Below are 13,465 nucleotides of genomic sequence, written 5' to 3' on the forward strand. Positions count from 1 at the left end.
CTAATGAGTAAGAAGTATGACGCCGGGGTTAAGGAGTACAGAGACACCTACTGGACTCCCGATTATGTACCCCTAGATACAGACCTATTGGCTTGCTTTAAATGCACTGGCCAAGAAGGAGTCCCAAGAGAAGAAGTGGCTGCTGCTGTAGCTGCTGAATCTTCAACAGGTACTTGGTCTACAGTTTGGTCTGAATTGCTAACTGACCTTGAATTTTATAAAGGTCGTTGTTATCGCATTGAAGACGTTCCTGGAGATAAAGAATCCTTCTATGCATTCATTGCATACCCCCTAGACCTTTTTGAAGAAGGTTCGATCACAAACGTTTTGACTTCTTTGGTTGGAAACGTTTTTGGTTTTAAAGCTTTACGTCATTTGCGTTTGGAAGACATTCGTTTTCCAATGGCATTCATCAAGACTTGTGGTGGCCCACCTAATGGAATTGTTGTAGAGCGTGACCGCTTGAACAAGTATGGCCGTCCTCTTCTTGGTTGTACCATTAAGCCAAAGCTTGGCTTGTCTGGTAAGAACTATGGACGTGTGGTTTATGAGTGCCTTCGTGGTGGCTTAGACCTTACTAAAGATGATGAGAACATAAACTCACAACCTTTTCAGCGTTGGAGAGAGCGTTTTGAGTTTGTTGCTGAAGCTGTAAAGCTTGCTCAACAAGAAACTGGTGAAGTCAAAGGGCATTACCTTAACTGTACTGCGACAACTCCTGAGGAGATGTATGAGCGTGCTGAGTTTGCTAAAGAGCTCGACATGCCTATCATCATGCATGACTACATTACCGGTGGTTTTACTGCTAACACAGGATTAGCCAACTGGTGTCGTAAGAATGGCATGCTGCTTCATATCCACAGGGCTATGCATGCAGTAATTGACCGTCATCCAAAGCATGGTATTCATTTCCGTGTATTAGCAAAATGCTTACGCCTTTCTGGTGGTGACCAGCTTCATACTGGTACCGTTGTTGGAAAGCTAGAAGGTGACCGTCAGACAACACTTGGATACATTGACAACTTACGTGAATCTTTCGTTCCAGAAGACCGTACACGCGGAAACTTCTTCGACCAGGACTGGGGTTCTATGCCTGGTGTATTCGCGGTAGCTTCCGGTGGTATTCACGTTTGGCATATGCCAGCACTACTTGCTATCTTTGGCGATGACTCTTGCCTACAGTTTGGTGGTGGTACTCATGGACACCCATGGGGATCAGCTGCTGGTGCAGCTGCCAACCGTGTAGCTCTCGAGGCTTGTGTTAAGGCTCGTAATGCTGGAAGAGAAATTGAAAAAGAAAGTCGCGACATCCTTATGGAAGCGGCTAAGCACAGCCCAGAATTGGCTATTGCACTTGAGACATGGAAGGAGATCAAGTTTGAGTTCGATACAGTCGACAAGCTTGACGTCCAGTAATAGCAAATTGAAGGGGACAGGTTCCCCCTTCAATTCTTCCTTCAAATTTCTTTGCCGATAAAACACGGCGTTTATCCATTCACTTACAGGTTCACCATGCCTTTCCAGAGCACAGTTGGTGACTATCAAACAGTTGCCACCCTGGAGACTTTCGGCTTCTTGCCGCCAATGACCCAGGACGAAATTTACGATCAAATTGCTTACATTATTGCTCAGGGTTGGAGCCCTGTCATCGAGCATGTTCATCCAAGTGGTTCTATGCAGTCCTATTGGTCTTATTGGAAGCTACCTTTCTTCGGCGAGAAGGATCTGAACGTGCTTGTTAATGAACTAGAGGCCTGCCATCGTGCATACCCTGATCACCATGTTCGGATGGTCGGTTATGACGCTTATACCCAAAGCCAGGGTACAGCTTTCGTGGTTTTCGAAGGACGCTGATTTTAAGTTATCAGTTTAAATAGCCTCGATTTCTCGGGGCTATCTATATCTCAAAGAGGGGATTAACTCCTCTCTAATTACAAAGTTTTAAAGGGGCGGACATGGCATCACAATCTAGTAGAGAACTTGCACTTGAGCGCCGTAAGGCTCTTAGTACCGGAGGCAAACAGGCCTCTGGACTTGGCTCGTCAAGTCCTAATCGCGTTAGATCTGCATCTGATGTAGGCGTTACAAGGACTGATGCCTCATTTATCAAGTCAAGTAAAAACAAGATAAGTTCAGCCCCAAAAGCACATTCAAAAACATCTATTTCTGTGACTTCAACAAGCAGTCATTCTAAAATAAGAAACCCTAGGCATATAAGTAACCCTAGTAGAGATTTGGTGCTTGCTCGTAGAGAGGCTCTATCTAAACGTGGTAAGACAGCAGATAAAAGTCAAGATAGAACAAGAGTAGATGTTGCGAAAAATGCTTCGGAAAAATCTTTAAAAGTACTTTCAGTTAATACTAAGGTAGAAGCTTGTTGTGAACCTTGTGCAGAAGAAAAAGCACGTCAGTCAGCTGAAAACGCTAGTCATTTTACTCTTGACATTCCCAAAGCCACTACTCGTCGCAACACCAGCACTAAACGAAGAGCAATAGAGAATCCAAGTAGATCACTTGTTTTGGCTAGACGTGAAGCCTTATCAAAACATGGGAAATCAGCCGCCATTCAGCCGACTACTCCGGCTGCAGTGGCTCGTCAAGGCAATCCAGATTTATCTAGCCGCGAAATTTCTCAAAGAGTGAGAGAGTTAAGGAGTAAAAGTGGAGCTACAGGCAAGAAAAGGTCATGTGGAACAAGACCTTGTGGACCTAATAAAAATGGTTCTAAAGAAGGAGCACTTGCAGCAGATGCTCATTGGAAAGTAGGAGTAAGTCAGACTTCTTCTGGTCAGTTAGTTACTGGTACTCAGGCGAATAGATCAATCAAAACTACTGGTAATGAAGCTAGTACTTGTCGCTCAGTTACTGGGACACAATATCTTGGTGCAGATACCATTAATACTTTTTGTCAGACGCCTCCTCCTAATCATCAACCTGCAAAGGTAAGTTTAACCACTACCTCTCATGGCAATCAGGTGACAGGAAATGAGGTAGGTCGTTCTGAAAAAGTAACTGGAGACGAGCCTGGTACTTGCAAAAATCTTACCGGGACTGAGTATATTTCTGCTGATCAAACAAATTCTTATTGTGGAGGTGTTAATCCTTCTCCACGCAAAGTAGGGCAAAGCTTGACTCAAGAGGGACGCAAGGTCAGTGGGGTAATGGTTGGAAGAACGTCAAGTGTTACTGGTAATGAGGCAGGTGCAGAAAAGCATTTAACTGGAGACCAATATTTGGGAACTGATCCTTTGCCTGAAGGTAGGCCCGCAGAAAAAGTAGGTCTTTTTAATACTCTTAGTGGAACATCAGTGACAGGAACAGGAGTTGGGAGAGCAGGAAGTGTAACTGGTGATGAGGCTGGCAGCTGCAAGAACATAACTGGTGATGAGTATATTGGCTTTCAACAGTACGATTCTTTTTGTCCAGCTAAACCTCCAGCAGAGGCTCAAAAAGTTGGATTGAGTCTTACAAATAAATCTCAATTTGTTAGTGGAACAATGACTGGCAGATCGTCCTTGGTGACAGGTGATGAACCCGGAACTTGCAAATCAGTTACAGGGACACCTTATTCAGGTTTAGAAGATTCAGCTCAATTATGCAATTCAAGTTCAATTGAAGAGCTTCAAAACAGAAGTCCTAGAAGATTAGGTACTCCTGGAGCTCCTATGACTGGACTTCAGCCAGGGGTTGGAGGGGTTATGACTGGAGCTGAGAAGGGTGCTTGCGAACCTCTGACGGGCACACCTTACGTTGGAGCAGATCAGCTGGTTCAAGCATGTGGGAAAAGAGCTCCAGCAGGTAGTAGTAACTATAATGATGGCTCCTCTTCGGTAGGTACTCGATTTACGGTCACACCTCCAGCAAGAGCTGCTCAGGGAGATCGTGACTCCAGTGGAGGCGTCACAGGTACTAGCTATGAAAGAGGATCTAACATAACAGGACCATTTGACATGGCAGTAAATAAGGTTACAGGCACAGAGCAATTTAGATTTGATAGTAGGCAAGCTTTGCTTAGCGCTACTTCATTACCTGAAAATAGTTCCTCTGAAACGAATAACTCATCTCCTCGACCACAGTCTCGGATTACAGGCGAAGGTCAATCTGCAGGCTTAAACATTACTGGAGATGATTGGGCTAGAGGAGAGAGAGTAACAGGAACGGAAGGAGCTTCGGCTAAAAGAAGAAATCCTTCACGGGCTGGAACGATGAGTGCCATGCCTGCCTTTGATGTTAAACGCAACGAAGAGATGGCTAAGCCTGACCTTTTGATCACAGGTTCTAGTGGCAATACTGGACAAGGTCAGTTAGTTACTTTCTCTGGCGGAGCAAGAGGGTAGTTGATTAATGGCCTATAGGAAACTGGCCGGAAATAGAGGTCGTCTTCAAGGACCAACAGCGCCTAGGAAGAGTTATCTTTCTGCTCAACAAATCAAGCCAGTATTAAAGGAGCCATCTATTTTTTCAAATGGATTACACCCTTTGACTGACTTGACTTTTAATAAAAGACTCCAAACCTATGAAGAAGAAGTAAAAGGTAGATTTGATGAGATTGTTCCCCTCCTTAAAGAGGTATCAACTCTTCAGCATGATAATGATTTTGTAGAGATTGCTCAAAAACTAGCTATTTCAAAATTAGGATTTGAACTTCCAAAACATATTTTAGAGAAAGCTTGGGTTCGTCCGTTAGATATGAGAGCTTTATTTGCTGCATGTGTTTTTCAAGCACACCAATTATCAAGTAATCAGTTTTTTGATTCTGATCCTTTAAGTGGTTCAGAGAGTAGTGAAGAAGCCAAAGTATTTGAGTCTTTTTTTACAGAATGCGGCTTTCACTTGTTAGATGTAACTCCTTGTGCTGATGGACGCTTGGCTCATTCTATTGCTTATGTACTTAGAATACCCTTTAGTTCAGTTAGAAGGAGATCTCATGCAGGAGCATTATTTGACATCGAAAATACAGTTAATCGTTGGGTAAAAACAGAACATAGAAGATATAGGGAAGGCGTGCCTAATCTTCCAACAGATCCAACTAGATATTTAAAAGTAGTCGTTTACCATTTTAGTTCAGTCAATCCCTCTACCCAAGGTTGTGCTGCTCATGGGAGTGATGACAGCCTGGCAGCTTCTGAAGGGCTCCAAAGACTGCTTGACTTCAAGCAGTCTGTAGAGAATAGTTTTTGCTGCGGGGCCTCAGTTGACCTTTTACTTTTAGGCCTTGATACGGATACAGATGAGATTCGTGTTCATATACCTAATTCGGCCAGTGATATCCTTCTTGATCAATGGATTGCTGCAAAGGAAATATACGAAGAGACCAAATCACTTTCTGTTAATGAGGCCATTCAATATATTAAAGAAAGAGTTCGTAAAAGTGTCACGGGTAATATTGACAAAGGGATGGTGGACTTTATTTCAAAGTTAATAGTCAACAATATATCTCAAATAGACTATGTAAAGACTGTTCATAATGGCCCTTACCCTGATGAAGGTCATGCCGAGAGATTTATTGGTGTTGGTATTGGATTCAAGGAAGTACATTTGCGAAATCTGACTTATTTTGCTCATTTAGATACTGTTGAAGAAGGGGCTCCTGATTTGGATGTAGGCGTAAAGATTTTTAAAGGCCTTAATGTTTCACGAGACTTGCCTATACCTATTGTAATTAGATTTGATTATTCAGGAAGAGTCCCTGGCGCTAGAGATAGAGCTGTTTCAGATTGCAAGAGAGTTGATAGTGCTATTTTTAATCGTTATCGAAAGCTAGTAGATGATGGCCTATTGCATACATGCCTTACGATTCGTGATCGAGATGCAAAATCCCCTGCAGAAATTGTAGGGTCTTCTCTCGATCCTGCCCTTAAGGAGGAACATTGAAATGTTGATTTGTAAGGTTGTAAAACCACTAGTTTCCACTAACCGCATTCCTGGTTTTGAACACAAGCATCTTCAGGTTGTTTTGGACGGCAGCTCTAAGAAAGTTGCTGTAGACGCTGTAGGGTGCAAGCCTGATGATTGGGTGATTTGTGTAGGTAGCTCAGCTGCTAGAGAGGCTGCTGGTAGCAAGTCATATCCAAGTGACTTGACGATAGTAGGAATTATTGACCATTGGGATCCAACTAACCCTGATTCTGCAAGTGGTGTTAAGTAATGGAAATTATGCAAGTTATGGGACGCTTAGTTTGCACGCAAAGAGTCGAAGGCTTAGGGCATATGCATTTGCGTGTTCTAAAGAACAATAAAGGAAAGCAACTTGTTGCAGTTGATCCGGTGGGAGCAAGACAGGGTAATTGGGTGTTTACGGCAAGTGGCTCGGCAGCAAGATTTGCTTGTCCAGACGCGACTATCCAAACTGATCTCACAATAGGAGGAATTATTGATTATTGGAGTCCAGACGATTAGCTCAGGACTTAATGACCTCTTGTAAAAAACATTATTTATTTAAATGGCTACTAATTCTTCCTCGCGCGATAGTCAAGCTAAAAAAGCTTCAAAAGCATCAGATCCATCAAATCAGATTGTGGATATTGTTTCTGAAAAAATAGATTCTGAAGCTAAACCTCCTAAGCAAGCTATCGAATCGTCTTATAAATCAGGCGCAAAACCTAAAAGAACTTCAGTTACCTCAAAAGAAACTGTCAAAGGTTGGGGTGGAGGTAGCAATAACTCTTCAAATGAAGTTTCAGGGAATTTTGAGCCTGTTCAAGGTATAGCTTTAGGGATGATTGAAACTCGGGGTATGGTTCCAGCTATTGAAGCTGCTGATGCAATGACTAAAGCAGCAGAAGTGAATTTGGTGGCTCGTGAGTATATAGGAGGAGGATATGTAACTGTAATGGTTCGTGGTGAAACAGGTGCTGTTAATGCATCAGTGAGGGCAGGTGCTGATGCTTGCGAAAGAGTTGGAGATGGATTAGTTGCAGCACATATAATTGCAAGACCTCATGTTGAGGTTGAACCAGCTCTTAAACCAAGCGGAGCCAAGCGAAGATTATAAATTTATGAAGAGAGTTATTTATAAATTTATTTTGTTCTTCTACTCGCACACATATTGAATTAGCTTTCTTAAGACGAAAACGTACCCTTTCACTAATGCATAAATGGAAAGAAAAGATTAGACCTATTCGTTTAGAGAGGCGTTTTGAATTTGAGACTTATCAAGATACAAGAGATTTTTTGGATAAATTGGGAACATTGTCTGAATCGCTTGAGATTTACCCAGATATCAGCTTTGGCAAAACATACGTAAATTTAAGTTTGTTCCCATCCTCTGAAGAGGAGAATGCTGCAATGTCAATTCAAGATATTGACTTTGCAGAAAAGGTAGATGTGATTTTTGAAGCTTAAACGCAAAAACGTCAATTTTTGGGTTCTTCAATGTCTCTTTTGATTAATGCCATCAAGTAAGCAGGAGCCTTGTATCGACCAGGAAGGCATCGATTTAAAGTTTCCAGATGCCCCCAACACACTGTTCTTTTGATCTCTTCAGCGGTCTTACCGTCGATAAGAAGACGCCTTAGAGCCTTGCAGTAGAGAGGATAACCAGCCTCTAGTTCACCAATTGTCAGCTTTGCTGCGGGCATGGCCTGTCGCAGTTCAAGACTTAATCTAGACAAAAGTGTGGCCGCCTTGCAAACCATGAATTTTAAATTTCTTAGACTTTTTTGCTCTCAATCTGCCCATGCAACACAGTCAATTTCTACTAAAGCTCCTTTGGGAAGCCTTGATACTTCAATGCATGCCCTTGCTGGACTTGAGCCTTTCCCAAAGACTTCCCCGTAAATTTTGTTCACTTTGTCAAAGTCTTTTAAATTTACAAGATAGATAGTTGTTCTTATGACCTGTGATGGCTTCATATTGGCTGCATTGATTACAGCCACAAGATTTTTGAGAACTTGACGGGTCTCTTCTTCGATACATCCATCTCCAACCATTGCCCCTGTTGATGGATTTAACCCAATTTGGCCTGAGCAATACAGCCAACCCCCAGCAAGTATTGCTTGGCTGTATGGCCCTACTGGGGATGGTGCCTCATCTGTTTCAATTTTGGTTTGTCGTGAAGGTTGCATAGGGAATTATTGCTTTTGCTCATTAAAGCTATATTTAGCCATTCCAGTTGTCTTTGTGCTTTCTCAAGCGATAAAATTCATCAACACTTTTAGATCTAAGGAATAAATTAGTTTTTCTTTCTTCCTCAAGGGTGCTAGGGAGGGTTGGTAAACCGTTAGCCCTTATTTCTATAACTTTTTCCAACCGCTTTTTGATTAACAAATCTTCAGGGAGAAGGTTGTTGGCCCATCGCAGATTTGATTCAGTGTATTCGTGAGCACAATAAATTTTTGTTTGTGAAGGAAGTGAATTAATTTTTTTCAAGGAATAAAACATTTCTTTAGGGCTACCTTCAAACAATCTTCCGCAACCTCCACTAAATAAGGTGTCACCACAAAAAATAATAGGTTCCGTATCTTCGTTCTTGATTCCTGAAGAATAGAAAGCAATATGAGCTTTTGTATGCCCTGGAAGCGCTAATACCTTTACTTTGCAACCTAAGATTCTTAACTCATCATCATCTTGTACGGAATAAGATTGAAATGGAATCCTATCCAAATCTTCTTTGCTAGCAATTACAGGAGTTGAAGGCCAACGTGTAATCAAAGATTTTGTCCCACCAATGTGATCGTCATGATGGTGTGTTTGTAAAACGCAATTCAGGCTTAGATTGTTCTTATCAAGGAACTCAACAACAGGATCTGAAACTGATGGATCAACTACGACAGCTTCTCTTCCTCTTTCCCAAATCCAGATAATGTTATCTGTAAGTACTGGAAGAGCATGAATTATGCAATTTTTTGTTTTCTTTGCCATTTCTTTCATGAGGGAAAATTTAATCCCAGCTTGATTTCATGATTACTGTTGCTTTAGCTAAAGGAGCTTTGCTCAAAGATTCTGTAACACGGTTTTCCAATGCGGGCTTGGATTTTTCTGCTGTATTAGATCCAAATAATCGCCAGCTAATGGTCCCTTCTACTTGTGGCCGAGCCAACGCCCTGCTTGTGCGTAATGGCGATGTCCCTGTCTATGTAGCTTATGGCCAAGCCCAGTTGGGAGTCGTTGGGTTTGATGTATTGAGTGAGCATCAGACGTCTGTCGCTAATTTAGTGGACCTTGGTTTTGGTGGGTGTCATATGGCCCTTGCTGTTAAGGAAACAAGTCGCTATAAATCTGCGATAGATTTACCTGCTCATTGTCGAGTCGCAAGTAAATTTACAAATTGTGCAAGACGTTTCTTTGAAGATCTTGATTTACCAGTTGAATTGGTTCATCTCACAGGTTCAGTTGAATTAGGCCCTATCACAGGAATGGCAGAAGCGATCGTAGATTTAGTAGCAACAGGTCGTACTCTTCAGGAAAATGGATTAATAGAAATTGATCATCTTTTCAACTCAACTGCACGATTAATCGGAAACCCCCTTTCATTGCGACTTGATTCAGGAGATCTTGGCAGAATTGTAGATGCAATGAGATTTCAAGAATTAGTTACTCCTTTCTAAAATATGGCCTTTAACGATTTCCGTAGGATTAAACGTCTTGGTAGATATCTTCATAGAGATAGGAAAAGTTTGGTTGTCATACTTTTGATTATGCTGCCTGTTGCTTTAGCAGGTGCTATACAACCTCTTTTGGTGGGTCAGGCAATAAGTGTCTTAAAAGGAGAACCGACTCTTGCTTGGTTTAGTAGTTTCTCAATGACTTCTTCAATAAGAGGATTGGTATCTTTGCTGTTAATATCTGTTCTTTTACGTTTAGCCCTTCAGGGATACCAGTCTTACAACATTCAAAGAGTTGGTCAAAGGTTAACTGCTCGAATTAGAGATGATTTGTTTGCGCATGCAATGTCGTTGTCCTTGAGATATCACGATTCAATGCCTGTCGGGAAATTACTTACAAGACTAACTAGTGATGTTGACGCATTAGCAGAGGTTTTTGGTAGTGGTGCCGTTGGAGTGTTGGCTGATGTGGTAAGCCTCTTGGTAATTGCTATAACCATGATTTTAATAGATCCAAGACTTGGTTTTTTGCTTTTATTCACACAGATTCCAGTAATTGCATTAATTTTATGGCTGCAAAAAAAATATAGAAGAGCAAATTATCAAGTACGTGAGGAACTCTCTCAGTTAAATGCAGACTTTCAGGAAAATCTTCAAGGTATTGAGGTTGTTCAAATGTTTCGAAGGGAATTTGTAAATGGTCAAATTTTTTATAGAACTGGTATGGCATATAGAAAGGCAGTAAATGGCACAATTTTTTATGACAGTAGTATTTCAGCTTTTGTTGAATGGGTTTCTTTGGCTGTAGTTGCATTAGTAATTGTATTAGGAGGTTGGCTTGTTACGGCTGGATCTATGGGCCTAGGTACATTGACTACATTTATACTTTATTCTCAAAGGTTATTTGAACCCTTACGTCAACTTGCTGAGAGATTCACTCAGATTCAAGGAGGGTTAACTGCTGTAGAACGGATAGGAGAATTTCTTGAAGAAAATATAGAAATTGTTGATAACAAAAATAATTTTACGAGTGGAGCTGTTAAAGAAAAACAAAAATCTTGCAATAAAAAAGGCGAGGTTGTTTTTGAAAATGTGAGCTTTGCTTATCGGCAAGATGAACAAATAATTAGTGACCTTAGTTTTAAGATCTCACCTGGGGAACATGTCGCGCTTGTTGGACCAACAGGCTCAGGGAAGACTACAGTAATTAGACTTCTATGCCGCTTGTATGAACCACAACAAGGGAAAATACTTCTTGATGGGGTTGACATTAGAGATGTTCCTATCGCAGAGCTTCGAAGGAAGCTAGGAGTAGTTCTCCAGGATACTTTCTTGTTTAGTGGGGATGTTTCTGAAAATCTTCGCTTGGACACTCCTATAGATGATGATCGATTGCAGAGCATTTGTGAGGAGCTTGGGCTAAGTGCTTTGCTGAATAGATTGCCTAATGGCCTTAACACTTCTTTAAGGGAACGAGGCAGTAACTTATCTTCTGGTGAAAGACAATTGTTATCTGTCGCTCGAGTGGCTATTCGTAGTCCAGATGTTTTGATAATGGATGAGGCAACTGCTTTTATGGATCCCTCTACCGAAGCAGCTTTGCAAGGTGATTTAGAAAGATTACTTGAGAAAAGGACAGCATTAGTAATTGCTCATCGCTTAGCAACGGTAGAATCCGCAGACCGTATTTTGGTTATGCGTCAAGGAAAACTTATAGAAGAAGGTACTCACTTGCAGCTTCGAGCTAAAGGAGGCCTTTACTCTCAACTCGCGGAATTGCAAGAAAGAGGGCTGGCAAAACTTTAAAAATCAAGTTGTTTCATCAATGATTAAGAAAACTGCTTTTGGAAAATTTTTAGGAATAAAACCTATAAATGATAGTTTTTTGAATTCCTTTGAAATATCGAATGTTTATGGGGCAGAGGCTTTTGAATCCAAATCTTCGAATCCTGAGGTTGGATTTATATTTAGCCAATCTAAAGCTTTTGATTTAATTGAATTGGAGCAGCTTCTTCAATCTGTAGGTTGGAGTAGGAGGCCAATAAGAAGAGTGAAGAAAGCATTAGACAATAGCTTATTAAAAGTAGGCGTTTGGCGTCACGACCCAAGGTTCCCTAGGCTTGTCGGATTTGCTCGATGTACAGGAGATGGCGTGATTGATGCAACAGTATGGGATGTGGCTATACATCCTGTATATCAAGGGTCAGGGCTTGGCAAAGAATTGATGAATTACATACTCGCAGCTCTTAAGGATATGGGTATTAGCAGGGTGACCTTATTTGCTGATCCTGGAGTTGTTTCTTTTTATAGAAATCAGGGCTGGACTTTAGAACCTAGAGGTAATCGATGTGCCTTTTGGTATGCTAATTAATTGATTTATTATCTCTTATTTAAGAGAATAGTAATCTTTATATAGTGTGTATGTATCTTCTCCCTTGGACCAGCGATATCGGATAATTAAATTCTTAATTGAGTTCTTGAGGAGATTACTATTACGCCACCTCTTCCCATCGGTTTGAATATTAACCATCAAGCTTCTTAGCCTTTTAACTTTTAATATACGAGTAATAAAATCAACGTCTTCCATAAGATGTAATTTCTTATATCCTCCCAACTGCATATAAAGCTTTTTACTTATTAATAACCCTTGATCTCCATATGGTCTTTTGAATATGTTACTTCTTATATAAACAGTAGCTTCTAAAAGTCTATAAATAAATCCCTTATCTCGTATCTTAAAAGTAAAAAACCATGCATAATCTTTGGAGTTTTTGTCTTCGAGAATCGGTAACAACTTTTCCGACCAATTTGTTTCTAGTCTACTATCAGCATGTAAGAATAATAGCCATTCCCCTTTCGAAATTAAACCACCTTTATGTAATTGTAAGCCTCTATTTGCATCACTAGAAACTTTAAGGTTTGCCGGTGAAATCTTTGCAATATTCTTTGTTGAGTCTGAGCTGCCAGCATCAATTATATTTACTTCATGATTGTATGAGCATAAACCAATATCAGCTAATAGGATAGGTAATCTTGACGACTCATTCAGCGTTGGAATGATAATACTTAATTTTGGATAGTTATTTACTTTAGCCATGGATGCATGTCTGAAAGTTGATCAAGGTCATTTTTAAAGTTAATTAATTCATAACTTATATAATTCTTTTCAGCATTGCAAATTGTCTCTTTTAGAACAGAGCTGCTACCCCAATTAATTCCTGAAAAAGGTACCGATGTAACAGGTTTTACTAGTTCCCCTGATAAACCTAATAGCCAAAATCCACCATCTTTTGCTGGACCTATAACTAAATCAGTTCTTTTTAATGCTTTTATAGCCATCATTAAGTCCATTTCACAAAGATCAGCTAAATCTGCTCCTATAATGATTGTCGGTATTTTGTTTGGGTTTCTAAAATTATGTTCTCTTTGTATTTTAATAACCTCTCTCCTCATTCTTAATCCAAGAGTACCTTTGCCTTGTATGGAGATATTTTCTATACCAAGTGATTTCCCCCACCTTTTTGCTTTATTCTGACCTATCCCTTCAATTGCTAACTTCAAATTAATCATACCTTTCTTTTTAAGCTCTTTGGCAACAGAAATTGTGTGAAATGTTAAATGGGTTTGTATTGACGCGGCACGCTCACAACCTATTGCTTTAGAAAGTCTTTTTTTGCAGCGATATGGAGCAGGCCATCTAGTCATGAGCACTACAAAAGGTTTCTGCATTGCTTGAGATGCTTAAAGAGAGAGCCTTGTCAAGATTATTGGAGATAATTCCAATAGAGTTGATTTGATGTAACTGACATGCATTGACGGTATTGAATCATTGAGTTGTAAATGTGCTTGTCAGAACATTTACTGGAAAAACCACACACTCAATTCTAGTCCAGGAAAGCATTTAGGAGAAAAACTGTGCT

16 protein-coding genes are annotated in these 13,465 nt (G+C 40.5%); 11 read left to right on the top strand and 5 right to left on the bottom strand.

Features of this window, described 5'->3' with window-relative positions; all coding sequences use genetic code 11:
* Positions 1-3 precede the first annotated feature (3 nt).
* From O5635_RS09290 to O5635_RS09325, 8 genes are all read left to right on the top strand, one after another.
* Complete coding sequence (locus O5635_RS09290; RefSeq protein WP_036901157.1) at positions 4-1,416, top strand: form I ribulose bisphosphate carboxylase large subunit; 1,413 nt, start codon at positions 4-6, stop codon at positions 1,414-1,416.
* A gap of 96 nt (positions 1,417-1,512) precedes the next feature.
* Positions 1,513-1,854: a ribulose bisphosphate carboxylase small subunit gene (locus O5635_RS09295; RefSeq protein ID WP_269608174.1), complete on the top strand. Its 342-nt coding sequence runs from the start codon at positions 1,513-1,515 to the stop codon at positions 1,852-1,854.
* Positions 1,855-1,955: 101 nt separating this feature from the next.
* Positions 1,956-4,337 (top strand): CsoS2 family carboxysome shell protein, encoded by a 2,382-nt coding sequence (locus tag O5635_RS09300; protein WP_036901155.1) that lies wholly within the window; start codon positions 1,956-1,958, stop codon positions 4,335-4,337.
* Positions 4,338-4,344: 7 nt separating this feature from the next.
* Positions 4,345-5,874 (top strand): carboxysome shell carbonic anhydrase, encoded by a 1,530-nt coding sequence (locus O5635_RS09305; RefSeq protein WP_036901154.1) that lies wholly within the window; start codon positions 4,345-4,347, stop codon positions 5,872-5,874.
* A gap of 1 nt (position 5,875) precedes the next feature.
* Positions 5,876-6,148, top strand: coding sequence for a carboxysome peptide A (locus O5635_RS09310; protein ID WP_036901153.1), 273 nt, complete (start codon positions 5,876-5,878; stop codon positions 6,146-6,148).
* On the top strand, positions 6,148-6,399 hold the full coding sequence (locus O5635_RS09315) for a carboxysome peptide B (protein WP_036901152.1): 252 nt from the start codon (positions 6,148-6,150) through the stop codon (positions 6,397-6,399). The genes O5635_RS09310 and O5635_RS09315 overlap by 1 nt, the downstream gene beginning before the upstream one ends.
* Before the next feature lie 43 nt (positions 6,400-6,442).
* On the top strand, positions 6,443-6,994 hold the full coding sequence (locus tag O5635_RS09320; protein ID WP_036901151.1) for a BMC domain-containing protein: 552 nt from the start codon (positions 6,443-6,445) through the stop codon (positions 6,992-6,994).
* A 53-nt stretch (positions 6,995-7,047) separates the two neighbouring features.
* A complete protein-coding gene (locus tag O5635_RS09325) occupies positions 7,048-7,344 on the top strand; it encodes a 4a-hydroxytetrahydrobiopterin dehydratase (protein ID WP_269608176.1) in 297 nt (98 codons plus the stop codon).
* A gap of 11 nt (positions 7,345-7,355) precedes the next feature.
* Here O5635_RS09325 and O5635_RS09330 read toward each other — a convergent pair whose 3' ends face one another.
* From O5635_RS09330 to gloB, 3 genes are all read right to left on the bottom strand, one after another.
* Positions 7,356-7,580, bottom strand: a complete 225-nt coding sequence (locus tag O5635_RS09330) for a DUF3136 domain-containing protein (protein WP_036901906.1) — start codon at positions 7,578-7,580, stop codon at positions 7,356-7,358.
* Positions 7,581-7,667: 87 nt separating this feature from the next.
* Positions 7,668-8,066 carry a RidA family protein gene (locus tag O5635_RS09335; protein WP_036901149.1) on the bottom strand — a complete coding sequence of 133 codons (399 nt, stop codon included), beginning with the start codon at positions 8,064-8,066 and terminating at the stop codon, positions 7,668-7,670.
* Positions 8,067-8,100: 34 nt separating this feature from the next.
* A complete protein-coding gene (gene gloB, locus O5635_RS09340; RefSeq protein ID WP_036901904.1) occupies positions 8,101-8,862 on the bottom strand; it encodes a hydroxyacylglutathione hydrolase in 762 nt (253 codons plus the stop codon).
* Positions 8,863-8,900: 38 nt separating this feature from the next.
* Between gloB and hisG the strand changes: the two genes are divergently transcribed.
* The 3 genes from hisG to O5635_RS09355 are packed head-to-tail and all read left to right on the top strand — an operon-like array spanning position 8,901 to position 11,916.
* Positions 8,901-9,548, top strand: a complete 648-nt coding sequence (gene hisG / locus O5635_RS09345; protein ID WP_036901148.1) for an ATP phosphoribosyltransferase — start codon at positions 8,901-8,903, stop codon at positions 9,546-9,548.
* A gap of 3 nt (positions 9,549-9,551) precedes the next feature.
* Complete coding sequence (locus O5635_RS09350) at positions 9,552-11,351, top strand: ABC transporter ATP-binding protein (RefSeq protein WP_036901147.1); 1,800 nt, start codon at positions 9,552-9,554, stop codon at positions 11,349-11,351.
* A 19-nt stretch (positions 11,352-11,370) separates the two neighbouring features.
* Positions 11,371-11,916, top strand: a complete 546-nt coding sequence (locus tag O5635_RS09355; RefSeq protein WP_072013250.1) for a GNAT family N-acetyltransferase — start codon at positions 11,371-11,373, stop codon at positions 11,914-11,916.
* Between the two features lie 15 nt (positions 11,917-11,931).
* On the opposite strand, the gene O5635_RS09360 is transcribed toward O5635_RS09355, so the two are convergent.
* The gene (locus tag O5635_RS09360) at positions 11,932-12,642 is read right to left on the bottom strand and encodes a TIGR04283 family arsenosugar biosynthesis glycosyltransferase (RefSeq protein WP_036901146.1); all 711 of its coding nucleotides are present in this window, start codon (positions 12,640-12,642) and stop codon (positions 11,932-11,934) included.
* Positions 12,630-13,274 (bottom strand): TIGR04282 family arsenosugar biosynthesis glycosyltransferase, encoded by a 645-nt coding sequence (locus O5635_RS09365; RefSeq protein ID WP_036901145.1) that lies wholly within the window; start codon positions 13,272-13,274, stop codon positions 12,630-12,632. Before O5635_RS09365 ends, O5635_RS09360 begins: the two co-directional genes overlap by 13 nt.
* Positions 13,275-13,465: the final 191 nt, after the last annotated feature.

It is taken from the genome of Prochlorococcus marinus str. MIT 0919 (assembly GCF_027359375.1).
In the GTDB taxonomy this organism is placed as follows: domain Bacteria; phylum Cyanobacteriota; class Cyanobacteriia; order PCC-6307; family Cyanobiaceae; genus Prochlorococcus_D.

Excerpts from the sequence above, each read along its gene's own strand:
- O5635_RS09290 (WP_036901157.1), top strand. The coding sequence starts at position 4 with ATGAGTAAGAAGTATGACGCCGGGGTTAAGGAGTACAGAGACACCTAC.
- O5635_RS09295 (WP_269608174.1), top strand. The coding sequence starts at position 1,513 with ATGCCTTTCCAGAGCACAGTTGGTGACTATCAAACAGTTGCCACCCTG.
- O5635_RS09300 (WP_036901155.1), top strand. The coding sequence starts at position 1,956 with ATGGCATCACAATCTAGTAGAGAACTTGCACTTGAGCGCCGTAAGGCT.
- O5635_RS09305 (WP_036901154.1), top strand. The coding sequence starts at position 4,345 with ATGGCCTATAGGAAACTGGCCGGAAATAGAGGTCGTCTTCAAGGACCA.
- O5635_RS09310 (WP_036901153.1), top strand. The coding sequence starts at position 5,876 with ATGTTGATTTGTAAGGTTGTAAAACCACTAGTTTCCACTAACCGCATT.
- O5635_RS09315 (WP_036901152.1), top strand. The coding sequence starts at position 6,148 with ATGGAAATTATGCAAGTTATGGGACGCTTAGTTTGCACGCAAAGAGTC.
- O5635_RS09320 (WP_036901151.1), top strand. The coding sequence starts at position 6,443 with ATGGCTACTAATTCTTCCTCGCGCGATAGTCAAGCTAAAAAAGCTTCA.
- O5635_RS09330 (WP_036901906.1), bottom strand. The coding sequence starts at position 7,580 with ATGCCCGCAGCAAAGCTGACAATTGGTGAACTAGAGGCTGGTTATCCT.
- O5635_RS09335 (WP_036901149.1), bottom strand. The coding sequence starts at position 8,066 with ATGCAACCTTCACGACAAACCAAAATTGAAACAGATGAGGCACCATCC.
- gloB (WP_036901904.1), bottom strand. The coding sequence starts at position 8,862 with ATGGCAAAGAAAACAAAAAATTGCATAATTCATGCTCTTCCAGTACTT.
- hisG (WP_036901148.1), top strand. The coding sequence starts at position 8,901 with ATGATTACTGTTGCTTTAGCTAAAGGAGCTTTGCTCAAAGATTCTGTA.
- O5635_RS09350 (WP_036901147.1), top strand. The coding sequence starts at position 9,552 with ATGGCCTTTAACGATTTCCGTAGGATTAAACGTCTTGGTAGATATCTT.
- O5635_RS09355 (WP_072013250.1), top strand. The coding sequence starts at position 11,371 with ATGATTAAGAAAACTGCTTTTGGAAAATTTTTAGGAATAAAACCTATA.
- O5635_RS09360 (WP_036901146.1), bottom strand. The coding sequence starts at position 12,642 with ATGGCTAAAGTAAATAACTATCCAAAATTAAGTATTATCATTCCAACG.
- O5635_RS09365 (WP_036901145.1), bottom strand. The coding sequence starts at position 13,274 with ATGCAGAAACCTTTTGTAGTGCTCATGACTAGATGGCCTGCTCCATAT.